Below are 13,502 nucleotides of genomic sequence, written 5' to 3'. Positions count from 1 at the left end.
CTACCTTCCTTGCGTATAATATGTACACATACCCCATTTTTCTCTATGGTACAAGGTGTACCATAGCAAGTAAAGCTGTAGGAGCCACAATGTACCGATATCTATTCTTTGATGCTGACGGAACCCTTTTCGACTTCAATGAGGCAGAAACTCGTGCCTTTTACCAGATGGCAGGACACCTCGGTTTCACGGCAACCGAAGAGCAGCTGCAGCAGTACAAGGCGTGCAATGAATCGTGTTGGAAGGCATTCGAGAAGGCCCAGCTGACCCAAGAGCGGCTCAAGACCAAGCGTTTTGAGGATTTCTTCTCTGCAGTAGGACTCAGCCTCGATGCAAGAGTCGCCAGCCATACCTACCAATCCTACCTATCCCAACAGGGAATCCTCTACAAGGAGAGCATTCCCCTGCTAACAGCGCTTCTCAAGCGGGGCTATACCCTCTATCTGGCATCCAACGGCATAGCTGAAGTACAGAGGGGAAGGATCGAGCAGTCAAAGACATCTGGCTACTTCAAGGACATCTTCATCAGCGAGGAGGTGGGGTCCCAAAAGCCGGATCAGATGTTCTTCACCACCATGTTCAGCAAGACTGGCCTGGAGGGAAAAAAGCATGAGTGCCTCATGATCGGCGACAGCCTCTCCAGCGACATCAAGGGAGGAGAGGCCTACGGGCTCGACACCCTCTGGATCAATATGGCAAACATGCCAAACACGGCCTCGGTCACCCCTACCTATGAGATGCACAGCCTCCCTGAGATGCTTACCCTTTTGCCTGGACTTTACTGAGGGGTCTCCACCTTCTTGAGTTCCACCTGCACAACCAACAACATGTTGGGTTCAATGTTCTGGGTGCCTTCCTTGCCGTATCCCAGCTTGGGATGTATCCAGAACTGATACTTGGAACCTTCACTCATCAGCTTCACACCCTCTATGAAACCGGGGACCATGATGGCCTTCAGCTGGAAGCTGGAGGAGTGGCCTCGCTCATAGGAGGAGTCTACCACCCTGCCGCTGAGCAGCAGCATGCTGTAGTCGACCTCGACCATGGACTCCTCGGTAGGCTTTGCACCTTCACCTTCGGTGAGGACCTTATACTGGAGGCCCGAGTCGGTGACCTTGACCCCTTTCTGGTCCTTGTTGAGGGCAAGGAATGATTCAGCCTTCTTCAGGTTTTCACTGGCCAGGAGGTTCTGCTCAGTCTGGGCGATCTCCAGCATCCTGCTCTGCACCTCGGAAAGGGTCCTGGACATCTCGTCCTGGCTGAAGAAGCCGGACCCCTTCTGGGCATCGACAGCTCCCTTTGCAAAATACTCGCTGTCGAGGAAATCGAAGCCCTGCTGAATCATGGAGGAGTAGAGCATATACCCGTAGGTATAGCTAAATCGCTGATCAAGCGTAGAGGGTTTGGGTTTGTCCTTGATGGAATCGGTGAGCACTATCTCAGCCTTGGTATTCTGGGCAACCGGGGTAACCAACACGGGCGGGACTACTTTCTGTCCATTACAGCTGAGAAAAAGAAGCGACACGATGCAGGACGAAATGCAAGCAAAAAAAAATTTCTTCACGGTATGTCCTTCCGTTGCAGGGGTTTTGCCTCCAGACACACCACTAGTGGCACCTGTGTACTATTGCGGATAGTGCTGTCAGTCACCCCGAGATGACAACAACCACCGCATGGAGGCTTGCATACAGAAAACTGTAGCGCAGATAGTGCGAAACGTCCAGCAAAAGATTTCTTTTTCCCACCCAAAGCGCAATTTCATCGCCTCAACGGGAGAATACGCTCCTACCAGTAGCATCAATTGCCACAATGACAGGAAAATCCTCCACATCCAGGAGCAAAAGGGCTTCAGGGCCAAGCTCTGCAAATGCTATGGTCTGAACGCTCTTCACCGTTGAGGCATAGAGGGCTCCACAGCCACCATATGCCTGGAGATAGAGGGCTTTGTTTCTCACGATGGCGGAGAGCACGGCCTCGCTGCGAGGGCCTTTGCCTACCATCACCTTCAGCCCCTCATCCAACAGGCGGGGGGTAAAAGGGTCCATCCTGGCACTGGTTGTGGGACCACACGAGCCGAGGGGAAAGCCCTCGGGTGCCGGTGACGGGCCCATGTAGTAGATGGCCTGGCCTTCTAGGTCGAGGGGCAGGGGCTGCTCTGTTTCCAGGAGGTTGAACAGCCTGCTGTGGACCTGGTCCCTCCCTACATAGAGCTTTCCGCTGAGCAGGACCTGGTCGAAGGCCGCCAGCGAGAGAAGATCGCTCTCGGCGATCGGCAACTGTATCTTACGCATCCTCACCCTCCCAGACAATCTCAGCCTTCCTGTCAGCCCAACAGTTGATGGAAACAGCGAGCGGCATGGCCGCAATATGGGTAGGCTCCTGCTCAATGGCTACATGGAGGGCAGTCACACTGCCGCCAAAGCCTCCTGCCCCAATACCGAGGGCCTGGACACAGGAGAGGATATCCCTTTCCAGCTTCGCATAGGCGGGTTCGGCATGTTCGGTACGGGCATCCCTCAGCAGGGCACGCTTGCTCAGGGAGGCAGCGCGGTCCATCGTCCCACCAAGGCCTACCCCGATGAAGATCGGGGGACACGGTTTGCCACCGGCAAGACGGACGATATCACACACGGCATCGATGACGGCCTTCTCTCCCCCGGTGGGGTTGAGCATCCTCACCGAGCTGCAGTTCTCACTGCCAAAGCCCTTGAGCAGGATCCTGATGGAGAGAGAGGGGCCATCGACAAGGGTCCAGGTTATGACGGGAGGAAGGTTGTTCTGGGTATTCTTTCGTTCGAATACAGGGTCGGTCACCACCGAACGCCGGTAATGGGCCTTTTGCACCGCATCCAGGCACCCCTCGTTGATGGCTTTCTCGATCTGGGCCAGTTTCAGGGGGCAATCACGTCCAAGATCGACAAAGACGGCAAACATGCCGGTATCCTGGCACATCGGCAACCCCGTCCTGTCTGCAATCTCCAGGTTCTGCAGGATGGTATCGAAGACCGAGAGGCTCGCCCTCGATGCAACATCACCAGCCTCGTTGGACTGCTGTTGCCTACCCTGCTGAATACACCAAAGCACATCCGGTGAGAGACGTACTGCCGCCTCCTGCAATGCCTCACTAATCTTAGTTGAGAGTCTCATGGTCTTCCACCTTCCAATTGGGATCATAGAGCCAAGGTCGGGTAGCAAAGTAGCTTCCAACCAGGTTAAGCAAAGCCAGGGCCAGGGCGGTACCGACCACCAGGCCCATGCAATCGCTGGCCAGGTCCATCCACTCGCGGCTACGGCCAAAAAACGGCTGGAGCAGTTCAATAGACAGGCCGAACAGGGTCCCCAATACCAATGTCAGGATGATCGAAGAACCGGCCCAGGAGGTGAGATGCAAGGTAGAATGGGGTTTCCTGTTCTCACGGACGGTCTTGCCCGACCCTGGGATCTGGATGGTGGCAATGAAAAGGGAAAACCCAAGGAAGGCATAGGCTGCCATATGGTCGCCCTTGTCTGCAAAGGGAATCCATGAGATATGGGGGTACTGCTCCCCTGGTATGAATGAGAAATACATAATGAGTACCACCCCGACGGCGGTAAGCGCAAGCCCAATGGCCCGTAGTATTATTTGTAACGGAAGTCGGTCTTTCATGTCAAATCCCCTTGCCACACACCCCTCTCCTTCATTGCCTTTGCTAGGGAAAGGAGAAATGCACTTTTATCAGGAAACGTCCTGGGAGCCACCAACCTATGGTTAGGAGTTTCACACATTAGCCGTTCCACCACAACATCTTTTTGCAAATGTCTGAGAAACCAGATGCAATCCTCCTGATGCCGTCGGGAGGAGGCCACACTCACCTCCCCCTCTTTATACCAATCGAACACCCTCGTCCCCCCACAGACATGGAGGTTATGGATTTTCACGGCATCACTCTTTGCAGCGTTTATCCAGGCACAGGTCTGGGCATAATCGGCCTGGGTTTCGCCTGGCAAACCAAGCACTACATGAGTACAAACACCAATACCGCGGGAATGTAACGCATTTGCACTAAGAATGTAACAATCACGGTCATGTCCCCGCCCAATCGCCTGCAAAGTCGCATTGTTTGCACTCTGCAGCCCCAGCTCCACCCACACCTTCTGCACTTGGGTGGAATAGCTTGCCAGCAGGTCAAGGGCCTCGCTGGTGATGCAGTCGGGCCTGGTTGAGATGATCAGCTCAACAAAGGGCCCCTCCTCCAGGGCTGCATCGTAGAGGGCCTTGAGGGTAGCGATGTCCGCATAGGTATTGGTCCATGCCTGGAAATAGACGCTGAACAGTTCGGCCTTGTAGCGCCTTTTCAGGAAATTCTTGCCATGGGCGACCTGCATCCGGATAGACTGCTGCCGCTGTTCGAGCGAAAGGGCCACAGGGGGCTTGCCCCTGCTGACCTTCTCGTCGAAGTCGCTGTCGAAGGAGAACCTGCTCTCACTTTTTCTTTGGTACATGGCCGAAGCTCCTGTACCATCGCAGAAGGCACAGCCACCTTGGCGCCCCTCATCCCGGTTGGGACAGGAGAAACCTGCATCGATGCCTATCCGATGGACGCGTCTGCCATACTGGGCGATGAGGTGTTCACCATACCCCCTCCAGAACTCCTGCATCAGAGGATCACCACCATCAGGGAGATGGTGCCAAGGGTGCTGAAGCCAAGCTTCACCATCACATCCCCCAGGGGAGCCTGAAAGCCCAAAGCCACACCCAAACCAGCCTCAAGGCCCCTTGTCGAGGCAAGCCAAGGCTCCCTTGTGTAGGGAACTCCCCCATAGGGGTCATAGCTATCGGAGAGGCCCACCTTGGCCTCTACCTGCAAAAAGGTGGGGAGGCCAAACATCTTCTCCAGCTTCTGCTGGTAGAGCATCCCGGCAAAGGCAACATCGCGCTTGAGCGAGCCGACACTGTAGCCGGGGAATGCATTGTATCCTCCAATGTCCACATAGGAGGAGAGCAGAGGGTATGGCATGCGCATCATCGCAAGGAAAAGGTCATAGCCGAGGGTGGTCCTGTTGTCCAGGGCGAAGCGTTGGTTCCAGGCACTCTTCAATCCAAAGACCGGCCTCTCCTGGTACCCTAGGGTGGAGGAGAACTCCCCCCTCATGCCTGTGGTGGCAAACGGGGATAGCTGGGTGTCCCAGACAAGCGAAGCATAGAGGGAGGGGACGGCAAAAAAGGGAGCTTCCCAGCCATCACCATGCAGGGATGTGAGATTTACCACTCCCCCGAAGTCCATCCGCCCGTTGTCGAGGAACCGAAAGTCCATGCTGATGTCAACGGTAAAAGCCTTGTCCAGAGCGACAAGCCTCTCTCCATTGACCTGGTTGTTGAGCGGGGTAAACCCTCCTCCCTCATACGCCACAGAGAAATCGAGGTCCAGGGAGGTTTGTGTCCCGGTATAGAAAGGATAGAAGGCAGAGACCCGCATCTTGGAGGTCTGCCCCAGGGTGGCAAGCACCTCTAGGGAGAAATCACTGTCCATCACGTTGGAGAGCCGTGCATTCAGGCGGGCATCGGAGGTAAACCACACGGTCCCGTTGGGCGTATTGTTCGAAAGCCCGGTACTACCTGCCAACCCGAGGGTGATGTTTGAGTCACTCTCCTTGAACGACCGGACAAAGATGGTAAGCTCCCCCTGTCCCTCAACGGGGCGACCCATCTGGTAGCTGACGGTCGACAGACGGTAGTGCTTCTTGATCAGGTCCAACATATGGGTTAGCTGTCCTTTGGTCACTGCGTCCAGAGGTCGGCCCAGGAACTGTGAGAACTGCTCTTCTTGGGGGGTGTAGGCAGAAGGGGTGAGGGAGAGGTCAACGACCCTGACCGACCCTATGGTGGGGTCCTGCATGGCGAAGTAGCTGCCTCGGCGGCCCTGTTCCCTGAAGACCAAGGGGCGGTCGAGCTGGATTCGTGCAGCAAGCTCGCCAAACTCAGCGCCCTTCTCCTTGCTCGCCCTCTCCCCTTCGCTGATGATCTGGGCAAACTTGGAGAAGTCCAAGGCAAAGATGGTCCGAAGGTCGGGCTCGACCAAAAGATCTACCAAAGGGTACTGCCAGGTCACCCCGCCCTGGGTGACCAGTGTGATGGTCTGCATGACCATGCTGGAAAGGGAACCCATCACCGTCTCCAGGTCCGGGGAGACCGCATTGACATCACAGGCGATGATGATGTCATAGCCAAGGTCCCTGGCTATCTTCACCGGCATGTTGTCCACGATCCCGCCATCGACGGCAAAGCTGCCATCGCCTTGGGGATAGGGGGTGAAGATGATGGGGATCGAGATGCTTGACCGTACGGCTGTCACAATCGAGCCCTTCTCATAGACAATCTTCTCGCCGGTCAGAACGTTGGCCCCGATGCAGCGGAAGGGTATCTCCAGATGGTCAAAATCGATGTCGTCAGGAATCTTCGAGAAGACCGAGGTGAGCATCTCCATGATCTTCTGGTCGCCTATCAGACCCGGGGAGGAGCCCAACCCTTCCTTGCCAAAACCCAGAAAGAAGACATTGGAATGGGTTGGCTGAAAAGCCTCGGCAACATCCTGGGGAGGAACGGTGGTGCTTTCGAGAAACATGGTCGTGAAATTGGAGCTCTCCACCAGGGCGCGGATATCCTCAGGGCTATAGCCTGCACAATAGAGCGAGCCGACCAACGAGCCCATGCTCGTCCCCAATACCATATCGATGGGGATGCCATACTGTTCAACGGCCTCAAGCACCGCAATGTGTGCAAGGCCTCTGGCCCCTCCGCCGGAGAGGACCAGGGCCACTTTCGGTTTTTGGGCAAAGAGCGTCAACGCCGAGAGCAGAAGGAGGAAAAAAAGCATCAGCTTCTTCATGGTTATCCTAGCCTTGTAGTAAGAAAAGTGCGGTTCCCTGGTAGGAATGAAGCCCAGTCCATCTCCTTGCGTTTGTCCAGCTGCAGGCGGTCGACCCACAAAAGCCCATCGCCTGTCGCAATGGCTATGCCCTTGCCCTTCTGTTTTGTCACCACAGTGCCGACAGCAACGCCATCTGGAACAGGATCTGAGCCTGCATCCCTGAGCGTCCCCTCCACTGAGGTTATGAAGAGTGTCTCTCCCCCACATGTCGTATACGCCTTTGGCCAGGGGTTCATGCCCCTTACCAGGGCGTGTATCTCCTTGGCTGTGCGCTTCCAGTCGATGAGGGCCATCGGCCGTTCTATGAGGGTGGTATAGCTGCTCTCACCCTCTTGGGGTCTAAACATGCCACGTCCCTCCTCCAGCTCCTTGAGGCCCTGGACCGCCAACTGAGGCGCTAGAGCCCGTACCCGGTCAGTCAGGCTTTGGGTTGTCTCATCGCCTTCAAGGGCGAACGAAAGGCTGCACAGCAGATCCCCACAGTCCATCTCTGAGGCCAGGCGCTGGATGGAGATGCCCGTGTGGGTGTACTGGTTGAGGATCGCCCCCTGGATGGGGGAAGGGCCTCTCAAGAGAGGCAGCAGGGAGGGGTGGATATTGAGCCTCTCCCCGGGAAAAAGCGAGAGGAATCGGGGACCGAACAGCTTCCCATAGGCAAAGCAGACGAGGGTGTCGCACCCATAGGATGAGACCATCTCCCGCGCTTCGCTACGGAGCCTTTCGGGCTGCAGCACGGGAAGGCCGAGGCGAATCGCCTCCTCCTTGACAGGAGAGTAGAGCAAGGCCTTTCCCCTGGTCCCCGGCTTGTCGGGATTGGTAAGCACCGCCCCGACATCAAACTGTTCAGACAAGGCCCTGAGGGTAGGTACTGCTATGTCGGGAGTTCCGGCAAACAGGATCCTCACGCCTTTCGCCTCCTGCTCGCCTTATTCCGCTTTTCGTAGGCCTTGACCATGCTCTCCCGTTCCTCAAGGGTGAGGCGGTCGATGAAAAGCGTTCCGTTGAGGTGGTCATTCTCGTGCTGGATCGCACGGGCAAGCAACCCTTCGGCCTTGACGGTGAAGACCTTGCCTTCGATGTCCTGGGCCTGCACATTCACCCTCGCAGGGCGTTCAACGTCGTGCCATACTCCGGGGACGGAGAGGCACCCCTCTTCGGCTGTATCGGTCTCGATGGAGGTCTCAATGATCTGGGGATTTATATAGGCCCGTTTCTCGACTCCGTGGATGTTTATCACAAACAGACGCAGCGAGACACCGACCTGTGGGGCGGCAAGACCGACGCCATCGGCTTCGGCCATTGTTTCAAACATAGCATCGACAAGGACACGCAGGCCGCTGTCGAATTTTGTTACTGGTTGGCTCTTCTCTGAAAGAACCTCTTCTCCAAGCGTGTATATATCTAACATGATGGACATATGATACCAATACATACCGCAAGAGGTCAACGCTACAACATTTGCAGAGGGTCTATATCCACTTCCACATAGATGCCCGATGGGGCAGTGTAGTGCTCCAGGACATGAGCAACCACACTATGGGCTGCTGAGGGTCCGGGACCCATCACCAGGACATGGTGGCGCCAGTTGGACGCTATCTTCTCCAGGGGACATTCGCAGTTGCACAGCACCTCGGCTGCCCCCTCGCCGGGCATGGAGGCGATAGAGGCCTCCAGCAGCTCCTCAAGCCTATTGGCCTGCTGGATGACCTTCTCCTTGTTCCTGCCCCGTACCACCAGGTTGATCAGCCGGGTATGGGGGGGAAAGCCCGTCTCTTCCCGCATGGCAAGCTCCTGGTCGAAGAATGCATCGACCTCACGAAGGCGGGCATGGACGACAGCGGAATTGTCGGGATGGAAGGTCTGGATGATGACCTGGCCCTGGTCGTCATACCGACCAGCCCGCCCTGAGACCTGCATCAAAAGCGAGAAGGTCCTCTCCTGGGAGCGGAAATCGGGAATATTCATCCCGCTGTCAGCCAGGACGATGCCAACCAGCTCAACACCGGGAAAGTTCAGCCCTTTGGCAACCATCTGCGTCCCCAAGAGGATATCGACCTCACCCTTGCGGAACTGGTCCAGGACACCCTGCATATGCTTCTTGTCCTTGGCACTGTCGGTATCCAGGCGCCTGATGGTGGCCTTGGGGAAGAATTGGCTGACCTCCTGCTCGACCATCTCGGTGCCGAACCCACTGTAGCCTACATCGAGGGAGTGGCATTCAGGGCAGACCTGGATAGGCTTGCCACGGTAGCCACAGTAGTGGCATACCATGTCATTGCTGCCATGGTGGAAGGTCAGGGATACCGAGCAGTGGGGGCACTGCATATCGTAGCCACAGCTTTTGCAGTGGAAAAAGTAGGAGTAACCCCTTCGGTTGAGAAAGAGGATTACCTGCTTCTTCCTGCCCAGGACCCGCTGCATCTCCTCCAGCAGCTTCTTGCTGAGGGTATGCTTCTCCCCCACCATGTCCACTACCGTGACCTGGGGAGGGACACCACCACCTACCCTGGTATCGAGGCGGAGGGCGGTGACCTGCCCTTTTTTCATCATGCTCCACGCTTCCAGGGAGGGGGTTGCACTGCCCATGACCAGAAGGGCCTTCTCGTCCTTGCACCGCTGCTGGGCGACCTGGCGTGCATGGTAGCGGGGGGTATTCCCGCTTTTGTAGCTGTTCTCATGCTCTTCGTCGATGATGATCATGCCCAGGTTCTCAAACGGGGCGAAGACTGCACTGCGGGCCCCGATGGCAAAGAGCACCTCCCCACTACGGATACGCTTCCACTGGCTGAGGCGCTGGCTCGGGGTAAGGGCCGAGTGGAGGATCGCCACCTTGTTCTCAAAGCGGGTGGTCACCTGCCTCGCCAGCTGATGGGTCAGGGTAATCTCGGGCACCAGATAGATGACGGCCTTGCCCTGGGCGATCATGGCCTCGGCGCACCTGAGGAATACCTCACTCTTGCCGCTTCCCGTGATGCCGTAGAGGTAGTACATCGGATGCCTTGCCTCCAGGATCGTCTCAATGGCCCGGCTCTGGTCGACCGAGAGGTTGGCAACCCGAGCGATGGTTGCATCGTCCTCGACTGCCAGGGCGGGGGTACTGCTGTCCCGCCTGCCTCCGGGTACCATCATGCTCAGGGCCTCACCCTGGCTACAGAGGTAGAAGCGCGCCATCCAATAGGCAAGCTTCACCGAGGCCTCGCCATAGAGGCTCTCCTTGTCGATGACCCTCTTGATCTCCCTGATGGGGTAGGTTGCCTCAAAGCGAGGCACAACCTCGATGACATAGCCGGTCATCTCGCGCTTGCCGAACGGCACGACCACCCGGATGCCAACATGGACGAAAGGCTCCATATCGGACGGGATCGCATAGGTATAGCTCTGCTTTACCGGCACATCGAGCACAAGATGGGCAAAGAGGCTCATGACGACTTTCCTGGTATGGTGAGGTTGAGAAAGGATGCCACCTTCTTCATGTCCTCCCAGACAGGCCGCTTGAGGTCGGGGTTGCGAAGCACACCTGCCGGATGGTAGGTCACCACGACAGGGATGCCTTCATAGCGATGGAAGCGGCCCCTGAGCTTTCCTACCCCTTCATTGCTCGTGAGCAAAGTCTTGCTGGCCACAGCCCCTACAAGCAGGATGAGCTCAGGCTTGGCCAGCTGGATCTGCCGTTTCACAAAGGGGAGGCAGAGCTCTATCTCATCGGCCTGGGGGTCGCGGTTCTCCGGGGGCCTGCACTTGACGATGTTGGCGATATAGACGTTGGTCTTGCGTGACATGCCGATGGCTGAGAGCCAGGAGTCAAGGTACTGCCCGCCCTTGCCTACAAAGGCCCGTCCTGTGGCATCCTCTTCCCCGCCGGGACCTTCACCGATTACCATCAGCCGGGCCGGAAGTGTCCCTTCCCCGAATACGGTGTGGGTGCGCCCCTCTGCCAGGCGGCATCGATAGCAGGCCGCAACCATCAGCTGCAGCTGTTTCATGGTGGCCCCTTGGGGGGAGTCCTTGTCCATGGGAAGGGGGATGATGGCATCCACCAAGGAGGAGAAGTCCATCATGGGGCTCGCCTCTACAGGCTTGCCGGTGATAAGCCCTTCGGCCTCGTCGCAGATTTGGAGAAATTGCTGGAAGGAGGCGGCTAGGGCCTTTCGCTTCTGTTCACTGCTGTTCATCATGAGCCTCCTCAAACCAGGCATACTCCTCTGGGTCGTACGAAACGCGATAGAAGTAGAGCCCCCAGGGAGAGGCCGTCCTTCCCGAACGCCGACGGTCCTTGCTGGCAAGGATATCCTTGAAAGAGGCTGCATCCATATCCTTTTCTGCAAACTCCAGCATGGAACCCACCAGCGAGCGGATCATCCGGTAGAGGAAGGCATTCCCGCTGATGGTGTAGACCAGGACCTGGTGCCCAAAACGATCGGTCTCGTAGGACCAGTAGGACTCATAGATATCACGCCGACGACTGATGGAAGTATCCCCCCTGGCTGTGAAGGTGGTAAAGTCATGGGTGCCCTGTATGCAGGCGGCATAGCTGTTCAACAGGTCGATGGAGGGGAACTTCCTGACCTTCCAGACCTGCTTGGCATCGAAGGGGATGATGTCGCTTTCGCGCTTGAGGTAGTAGCGGTACATCCTTGCCATTGCCGTATAGCGGGCATGGAAGGTTCCATCGACCTCACTGCTCTCCATGATCCGGATATCCGACGGCAAAAGCCGGTTGAGGGCGATGGCGAAGACCCTGCCCTCTACCCTCTGGTTGGCCGTATCGAAATGGCAGACCTGACCGATGGCATGCACCCCGCTGTCAGTACGCCCACTGCCGACGACCATGACCTCTTCACCTATCATGGCATGGATTTCCTGCTCGATCCTTTCGGCTACCCCAAGTCCGTTCACCTGTTTCTGCCAGCCGTTGTAGTGTTGCCCATCATAGGCAACGGTCATGCGAATCCGTCGTTTTCCTGGTTCCAGCGGCTCAAGAGGGGGTCTTTTCCAGTCAGAGCGAGCCATCAGGACCCCCTTGCAGCAGGACTATGGCAGAGGCAACCGGAGGGTCGTGGGCTATGGAGACAAGCACCGTGCGCTCCCCGACCAGGGCCTTGGCTGTACCGTAGAGTCTCATGAAGGGTTTTCCAGACTCCGTCACATCGGTATGGATGTCCGAGGGACGAAGCCCTGCCATGCCACTACCGAGGGCCTTGCCAAGGGCCTCCTTTGCGGCAAACCTCCCGCTGAGGTATTCGCTCTTGCGCTTGGCCTCCAGGCCAAGGGCATAGGATACCTCCTCCGGATGGAAAAGCCGCTTGAGCACGCCATCGGAGATCATATCCATACGGGAGATGTTGACAACGTCGATGCCAATACCTTCAACCATCACTTCACTCCCTGGAGAGTGAAGAGGATCCTGTACTGGCTGGGATTTGCCGAAATGGAGATGCCTCCGCTTTCAAAGACATTCTCCTCATAGACGAGCAGGACAGGGGCATTGGCGATGCCCTCCCTTTTCACGAAGCTAAAGTCAATGCTTGCCTTGATGGAGTTGGGGTCGATCAGGTAGATGATGTCGTCGTTGCCCCGAATCTGCACCTCGACCGAGTTGGGAACCAGGCTCGATGCCACATAGGCTGAGGGCAGCTGCACATCCAGGGGGATGGTGACCACACGCGAACCTATGGTCGAGTACTGGATGAAGAGATAGATGCATACGGCAAAGACCAGGGAGATTACCTTGGCCGGCCAATGATAGAGCATGCTCTGCAGATATTTATTCAGCTTCATCGCTACTTGCCTCCTGCAACAACTCCTCAGGAGTGATGTCATGGTAACTGAAGAGGGCAAGAAGCATCCTCTTGATGGTAGTGGGTTCCAGGTCGTAATAGAGGTTGGCGTTATAGGTCATGCTGATGGACCCGGTCTCCTCGGAGACGACGATCACCACAGCATCGGACTCCTCGGCCATACCGAGGGCCGCACGGTGACGGGTACCGAAGCTCTTCTTGATGTCCGTCTGCTCGCTCAGGGGCAGGTAACAGCCCGCTGCCACAATCCTACCATTCTGGACGATCATCGCCCCGTCATGCAGCGGTGTATCGTGGTCAAAAACGGTTAGGATCAGGGAGGTAGAGAGGTCTGCATTCAGCTTGGTGCCACTGTCAATGATGTTCTTGATGCCCAAGCGTCGGGGAAAGACGATCAGAGCCCCCCTTCTCTTGTTCACCAGCACATTGCAGGCATTGAGGATGCTGTCTATCTGGTCGGAGCTGGTGGTCTGCGTCCCGATGCGGAAGATCCTGCTGCGCCCACTCCACAGCTGGGTGAAGGACCTTCGCAGCTCAGGCTGGTAGATGATGCAGATGAAGATGGTGGCAGGGACGGCAAGGGCCTTGAACATCCACAGCAGCACCTCAAGCTTGAGGATGTAGCTTACCGCGTAGGCGGAGAAGAGGATGATGAGCACCTTGACGATCTGTTGCGCCTTGGTCTGCGCTATCGCCTCATAGAATCGGTAGAACACCCATGCCAAGGTCCCCACCTGCAGGGCGGGGCGAAGAAAGGCGTAAAGATTTTGCAACGCATCAGAGAACATCATGCACT

15 protein-coding genes are annotated in these 13,502 nt (G+C 56.7%); 1 reads left to right on the top strand and 14 read right to left on the bottom strand.

What is annotated here, in order from left to right:
* The first annotated feature begins 89 nt into the window (after positions 1-89).
* A complete protein-coding gene (locus tag ROJ03_RS01655) occupies positions 90-785 on the top strand; it encodes a YjjG family noncanonical pyrimidine nucleotidase (RefSeq protein WP_313725247.1) in 696 nt (231 codons plus the stop codon).
* On the opposite strand, the gene ROJ03_RS01650 is transcribed toward ROJ03_RS01655, so the two are convergent.
* The 14 genes from ROJ03_RS01650 to cdaA all read right to left on the bottom strand — a co-directional run bounded on the left by ROJ03_RS01650 (position 779) and on the right by cdaA (position 13,494).
* Positions 779-1,564 carry an FKBP-type peptidyl-prolyl cis-trans isomerase N-terminal domain-containing protein gene (locus ROJ03_RS01650; RefSeq protein ID WP_313725246.1) on the bottom strand — a complete coding sequence of 262 codons (786 nt, stop codon included), beginning with the start codon at positions 1,562-1,564 and terminating at the stop codon, positions 779-781. The two genes, ROJ03_RS01655 and ROJ03_RS01650, sit on opposite strands and share 7 nt — an antisense overlap.
* A 202-nt stretch (positions 1,565-1,766) precedes the next feature.
* Positions 1,767-2,291: a FumA C-terminus/TtdB family hydratase beta subunit gene (locus tag ROJ03_RS01645; protein ID WP_313725245.1), complete on the bottom strand. Its 525-nt coding sequence runs from the start codon at positions 2,289-2,291 to the stop codon at positions 1,767-1,769.
* Entirely contained in the window at positions 2,284-3,147 is an 864-nt protein-coding gene (locus ROJ03_RS01640) for a fumarate hydratase (RefSeq protein ID WP_313725244.1), read from the bottom strand. The genes ROJ03_RS01645 and ROJ03_RS01640 overlap by 8 nt, the downstream gene beginning before the upstream one ends.
* Positions 3,131-3,646, bottom strand: coding sequence for an antibiotic resistance protein VanZ (locus ROJ03_RS01635; protein WP_313725243.1), 516 nt, complete (start codon positions 3,644-3,646; stop codon positions 3,131-3,133). Before ROJ03_RS01635 ends, ROJ03_RS01640 begins: the two co-directional genes overlap by 17 nt.
* Positions 3,643-4,638, bottom strand: coding sequence for a TIGR01212 family radical SAM protein (locus ROJ03_RS01630; protein WP_313725242.1), 996 nt, complete (start codon positions 4,636-4,638; stop codon positions 3,643-3,645). Before ROJ03_RS01630 ends, ROJ03_RS01635 begins: the two co-directional genes overlap by 4 nt.
* Entirely contained in the window at positions 4,638-6,866 is a 2,229-nt protein-coding gene (locus ROJ03_RS01625) for a patatin-like phospholipase family protein (protein WP_313725241.1), read from the bottom strand. Before ROJ03_RS01625 ends, ROJ03_RS01630 begins: the two co-directional genes overlap by 1 nt.
* A 2-nt stretch (positions 6,867-6,868) precedes the next feature.
* Positions 6,869-7,813: a methionyl-tRNA formyltransferase gene (gene fmt, locus ROJ03_RS01620; RefSeq protein WP_313725240.1), complete on the bottom strand. Its 945-nt coding sequence runs from the start codon at positions 7,811-7,813 to the stop codon at positions 6,869-6,871.
* Positions 7,810-8,316, bottom strand: a complete 507-nt coding sequence (gene def, locus ROJ03_RS01615; RefSeq protein WP_313725239.1) for a peptide deformylase — start codon at positions 8,314-8,316, stop codon at positions 7,810-7,812. Before def ends, fmt begins: the two co-directional genes overlap by 4 nt.
* Before the next feature lie 41 nt (positions 8,317-8,357).
* Positions 8,358-10,331 carry a primosomal protein N' gene (priA, locus tag ROJ03_RS01610; protein ID WP_313725238.1) on the bottom strand — a complete coding sequence of 658 codons (1,974 nt, stop codon included), beginning with the start codon at positions 10,329-10,331 and terminating at the stop codon, positions 8,358-8,360.
* Positions 10,328-11,080: a uracil-DNA glycosylase gene (locus tag ROJ03_RS01605; RefSeq protein ID WP_313725237.1), complete on the bottom strand. Its 753-nt coding sequence runs from the start codon at positions 11,078-11,080 to the stop codon at positions 10,328-10,330. The genes priA and ROJ03_RS01605 overlap by 4 nt, the downstream gene beginning before the upstream one ends.
* Positions 11,067-11,918 (bottom strand): tRNA pseudouridine(38-40) synthase TruA, encoded by an 852-nt coding sequence (gene truA / locus ROJ03_RS01600; RefSeq protein WP_313725236.1) that lies wholly within the window; start codon positions 11,916-11,918, stop codon positions 11,067-11,069. Before truA ends, ROJ03_RS01605 begins: the two co-directional genes overlap by 14 nt.
* Positions 11,905-12,282: a holo-ACP synthase gene (locus ROJ03_RS01595; RefSeq protein WP_313725235.1), complete on the bottom strand. Its 378-nt coding sequence runs from the start codon at positions 12,280-12,282 to the stop codon at positions 11,905-11,907. The genes truA and ROJ03_RS01595 overlap by 14 nt, the downstream gene beginning before the upstream one ends.
* Positions 12,282-12,686, bottom strand: coding sequence for a CdaR family protein (locus tag ROJ03_RS01590; protein ID WP_313725234.1), 405 nt, complete (start codon positions 12,684-12,686; stop codon positions 12,282-12,284). The genes ROJ03_RS01595 and ROJ03_RS01590 overlap by 1 nt, the downstream gene beginning before the upstream one ends.
* The gene (gene cdaA, locus ROJ03_RS01585) at positions 12,673-13,494 is read right to left on the bottom strand and encodes a diadenylate cyclase CdaA (RefSeq protein ID WP_409530487.1); all 822 of its coding nucleotides are present in this window, start codon (positions 13,492-13,494) and stop codon (positions 12,673-12,675) included. The genes ROJ03_RS01590 and cdaA overlap by 14 nt, the downstream gene beginning before the upstream one ends.
* Positions 13,495-13,502: the final 8 nt, after the last annotated feature.

It is taken from the genome of Sphaerochaeta sp. PS (assembly GCF_032144095.1).
Taxonomy (GTDB): Bacteria; Spirochaetota; Spirochaetia; order Sphaerochaetales; family Sphaerochaetaceae; genus Sphaerochaeta.
Note: the sequence above shows the minus strand (reverse complement) of the source record. Positions and strands in the feature narration are given on the sequence as shown.

What these genes read in the sequence shown, in the direction of transcription:
- ROJ03_RS01630 (WP_313725242.1), bottom strand. Translation starts at nt 4,638, where the DNA reads ATGCAGGAGTTCTGGAGGGGGTATGGTGAACACCTCATCGCCCAGTAT.
- priA (WP_313725238.1), bottom strand. Translation starts at nt 10,331, where the DNA reads ATGAGCCTCTTTGCCCATCTTGTGCTCGATGTGCCGGTAAAGCAGAGC.
- ROJ03_RS01590 (WP_313725234.1), bottom strand. Translation starts at nt 12,686, where the DNA reads ATGAAGCTGAATAAATATCTGCAGAGCATGCTCTATCATTGGCCGGCC.
- ROJ03_RS01655 (WP_313725247.1), top strand. Translation starts at nt 90, where the DNA reads ATGTACCGATATCTATTCTTTGATGCTGACGGAACCCTTTTCGACTTC.
- ROJ03_RS01625 (WP_313725241.1), bottom strand. Translation starts at nt 6,866, where the DNA reads ATGAAGAAGCTGATGCTTTTTTTCCTCCTTCTGCTCTCGGCGTTGACG.
- ROJ03_RS01605 (WP_313725237.1), bottom strand. Translation starts at nt 11,080, where the DNA reads ATGAACAGCAGTGAACAGAAGCGAAAGGCCCTAGCCGCCTCCTTCCAG.
- ROJ03_RS01640 (WP_313725244.1), bottom strand. Translation starts at nt 3,147, where the DNA reads ATGAGACTCTCAACTAAGATTAGTGAGGCATTGCAGGAGGCGGCAGTA.
- ROJ03_RS01635 (WP_313725243.1), bottom strand. Translation starts at nt 3,646, where the DNA reads ATGAAAGACCGACTTCCGTTACAAATAATACTACGGGCCATTGGGCTT.
- truA (WP_313725236.1), bottom strand. Translation starts at nt 11,918, where the DNA reads ATGGCTCGCTCTGACTGGAAAAGACCCCCTCTTGAGCCGCTGGAACCA.
- ROJ03_RS01645 (WP_313725245.1), bottom strand. Translation starts at nt 2,291, where the DNA reads ATGCGTAAGATACAGTTGCCGATCGCCGAGAGCGATCTTCTCTCGCTG.
- def (WP_313725239.1), bottom strand. Translation starts at nt 8,316, where the DNA reads ATGTTAGATATATACACGCTTGGAGAAGAGGTTCTTTCAGAGAAGAGC.
- cdaA (WP_409530487.1), bottom strand. Translation starts at nt 13,494, where the DNA reads ATGTTCTCTGATGCGTTGCAAAATCTTTACGCCTTTCTTCGCCCCGCC.
- ROJ03_RS01595 (WP_313725235.1), bottom strand. Translation starts at nt 12,282, where the DNA reads ATGGTTGAAGGTATTGGCATCGACGTTGTCAACATCTCCCGTATGGAT.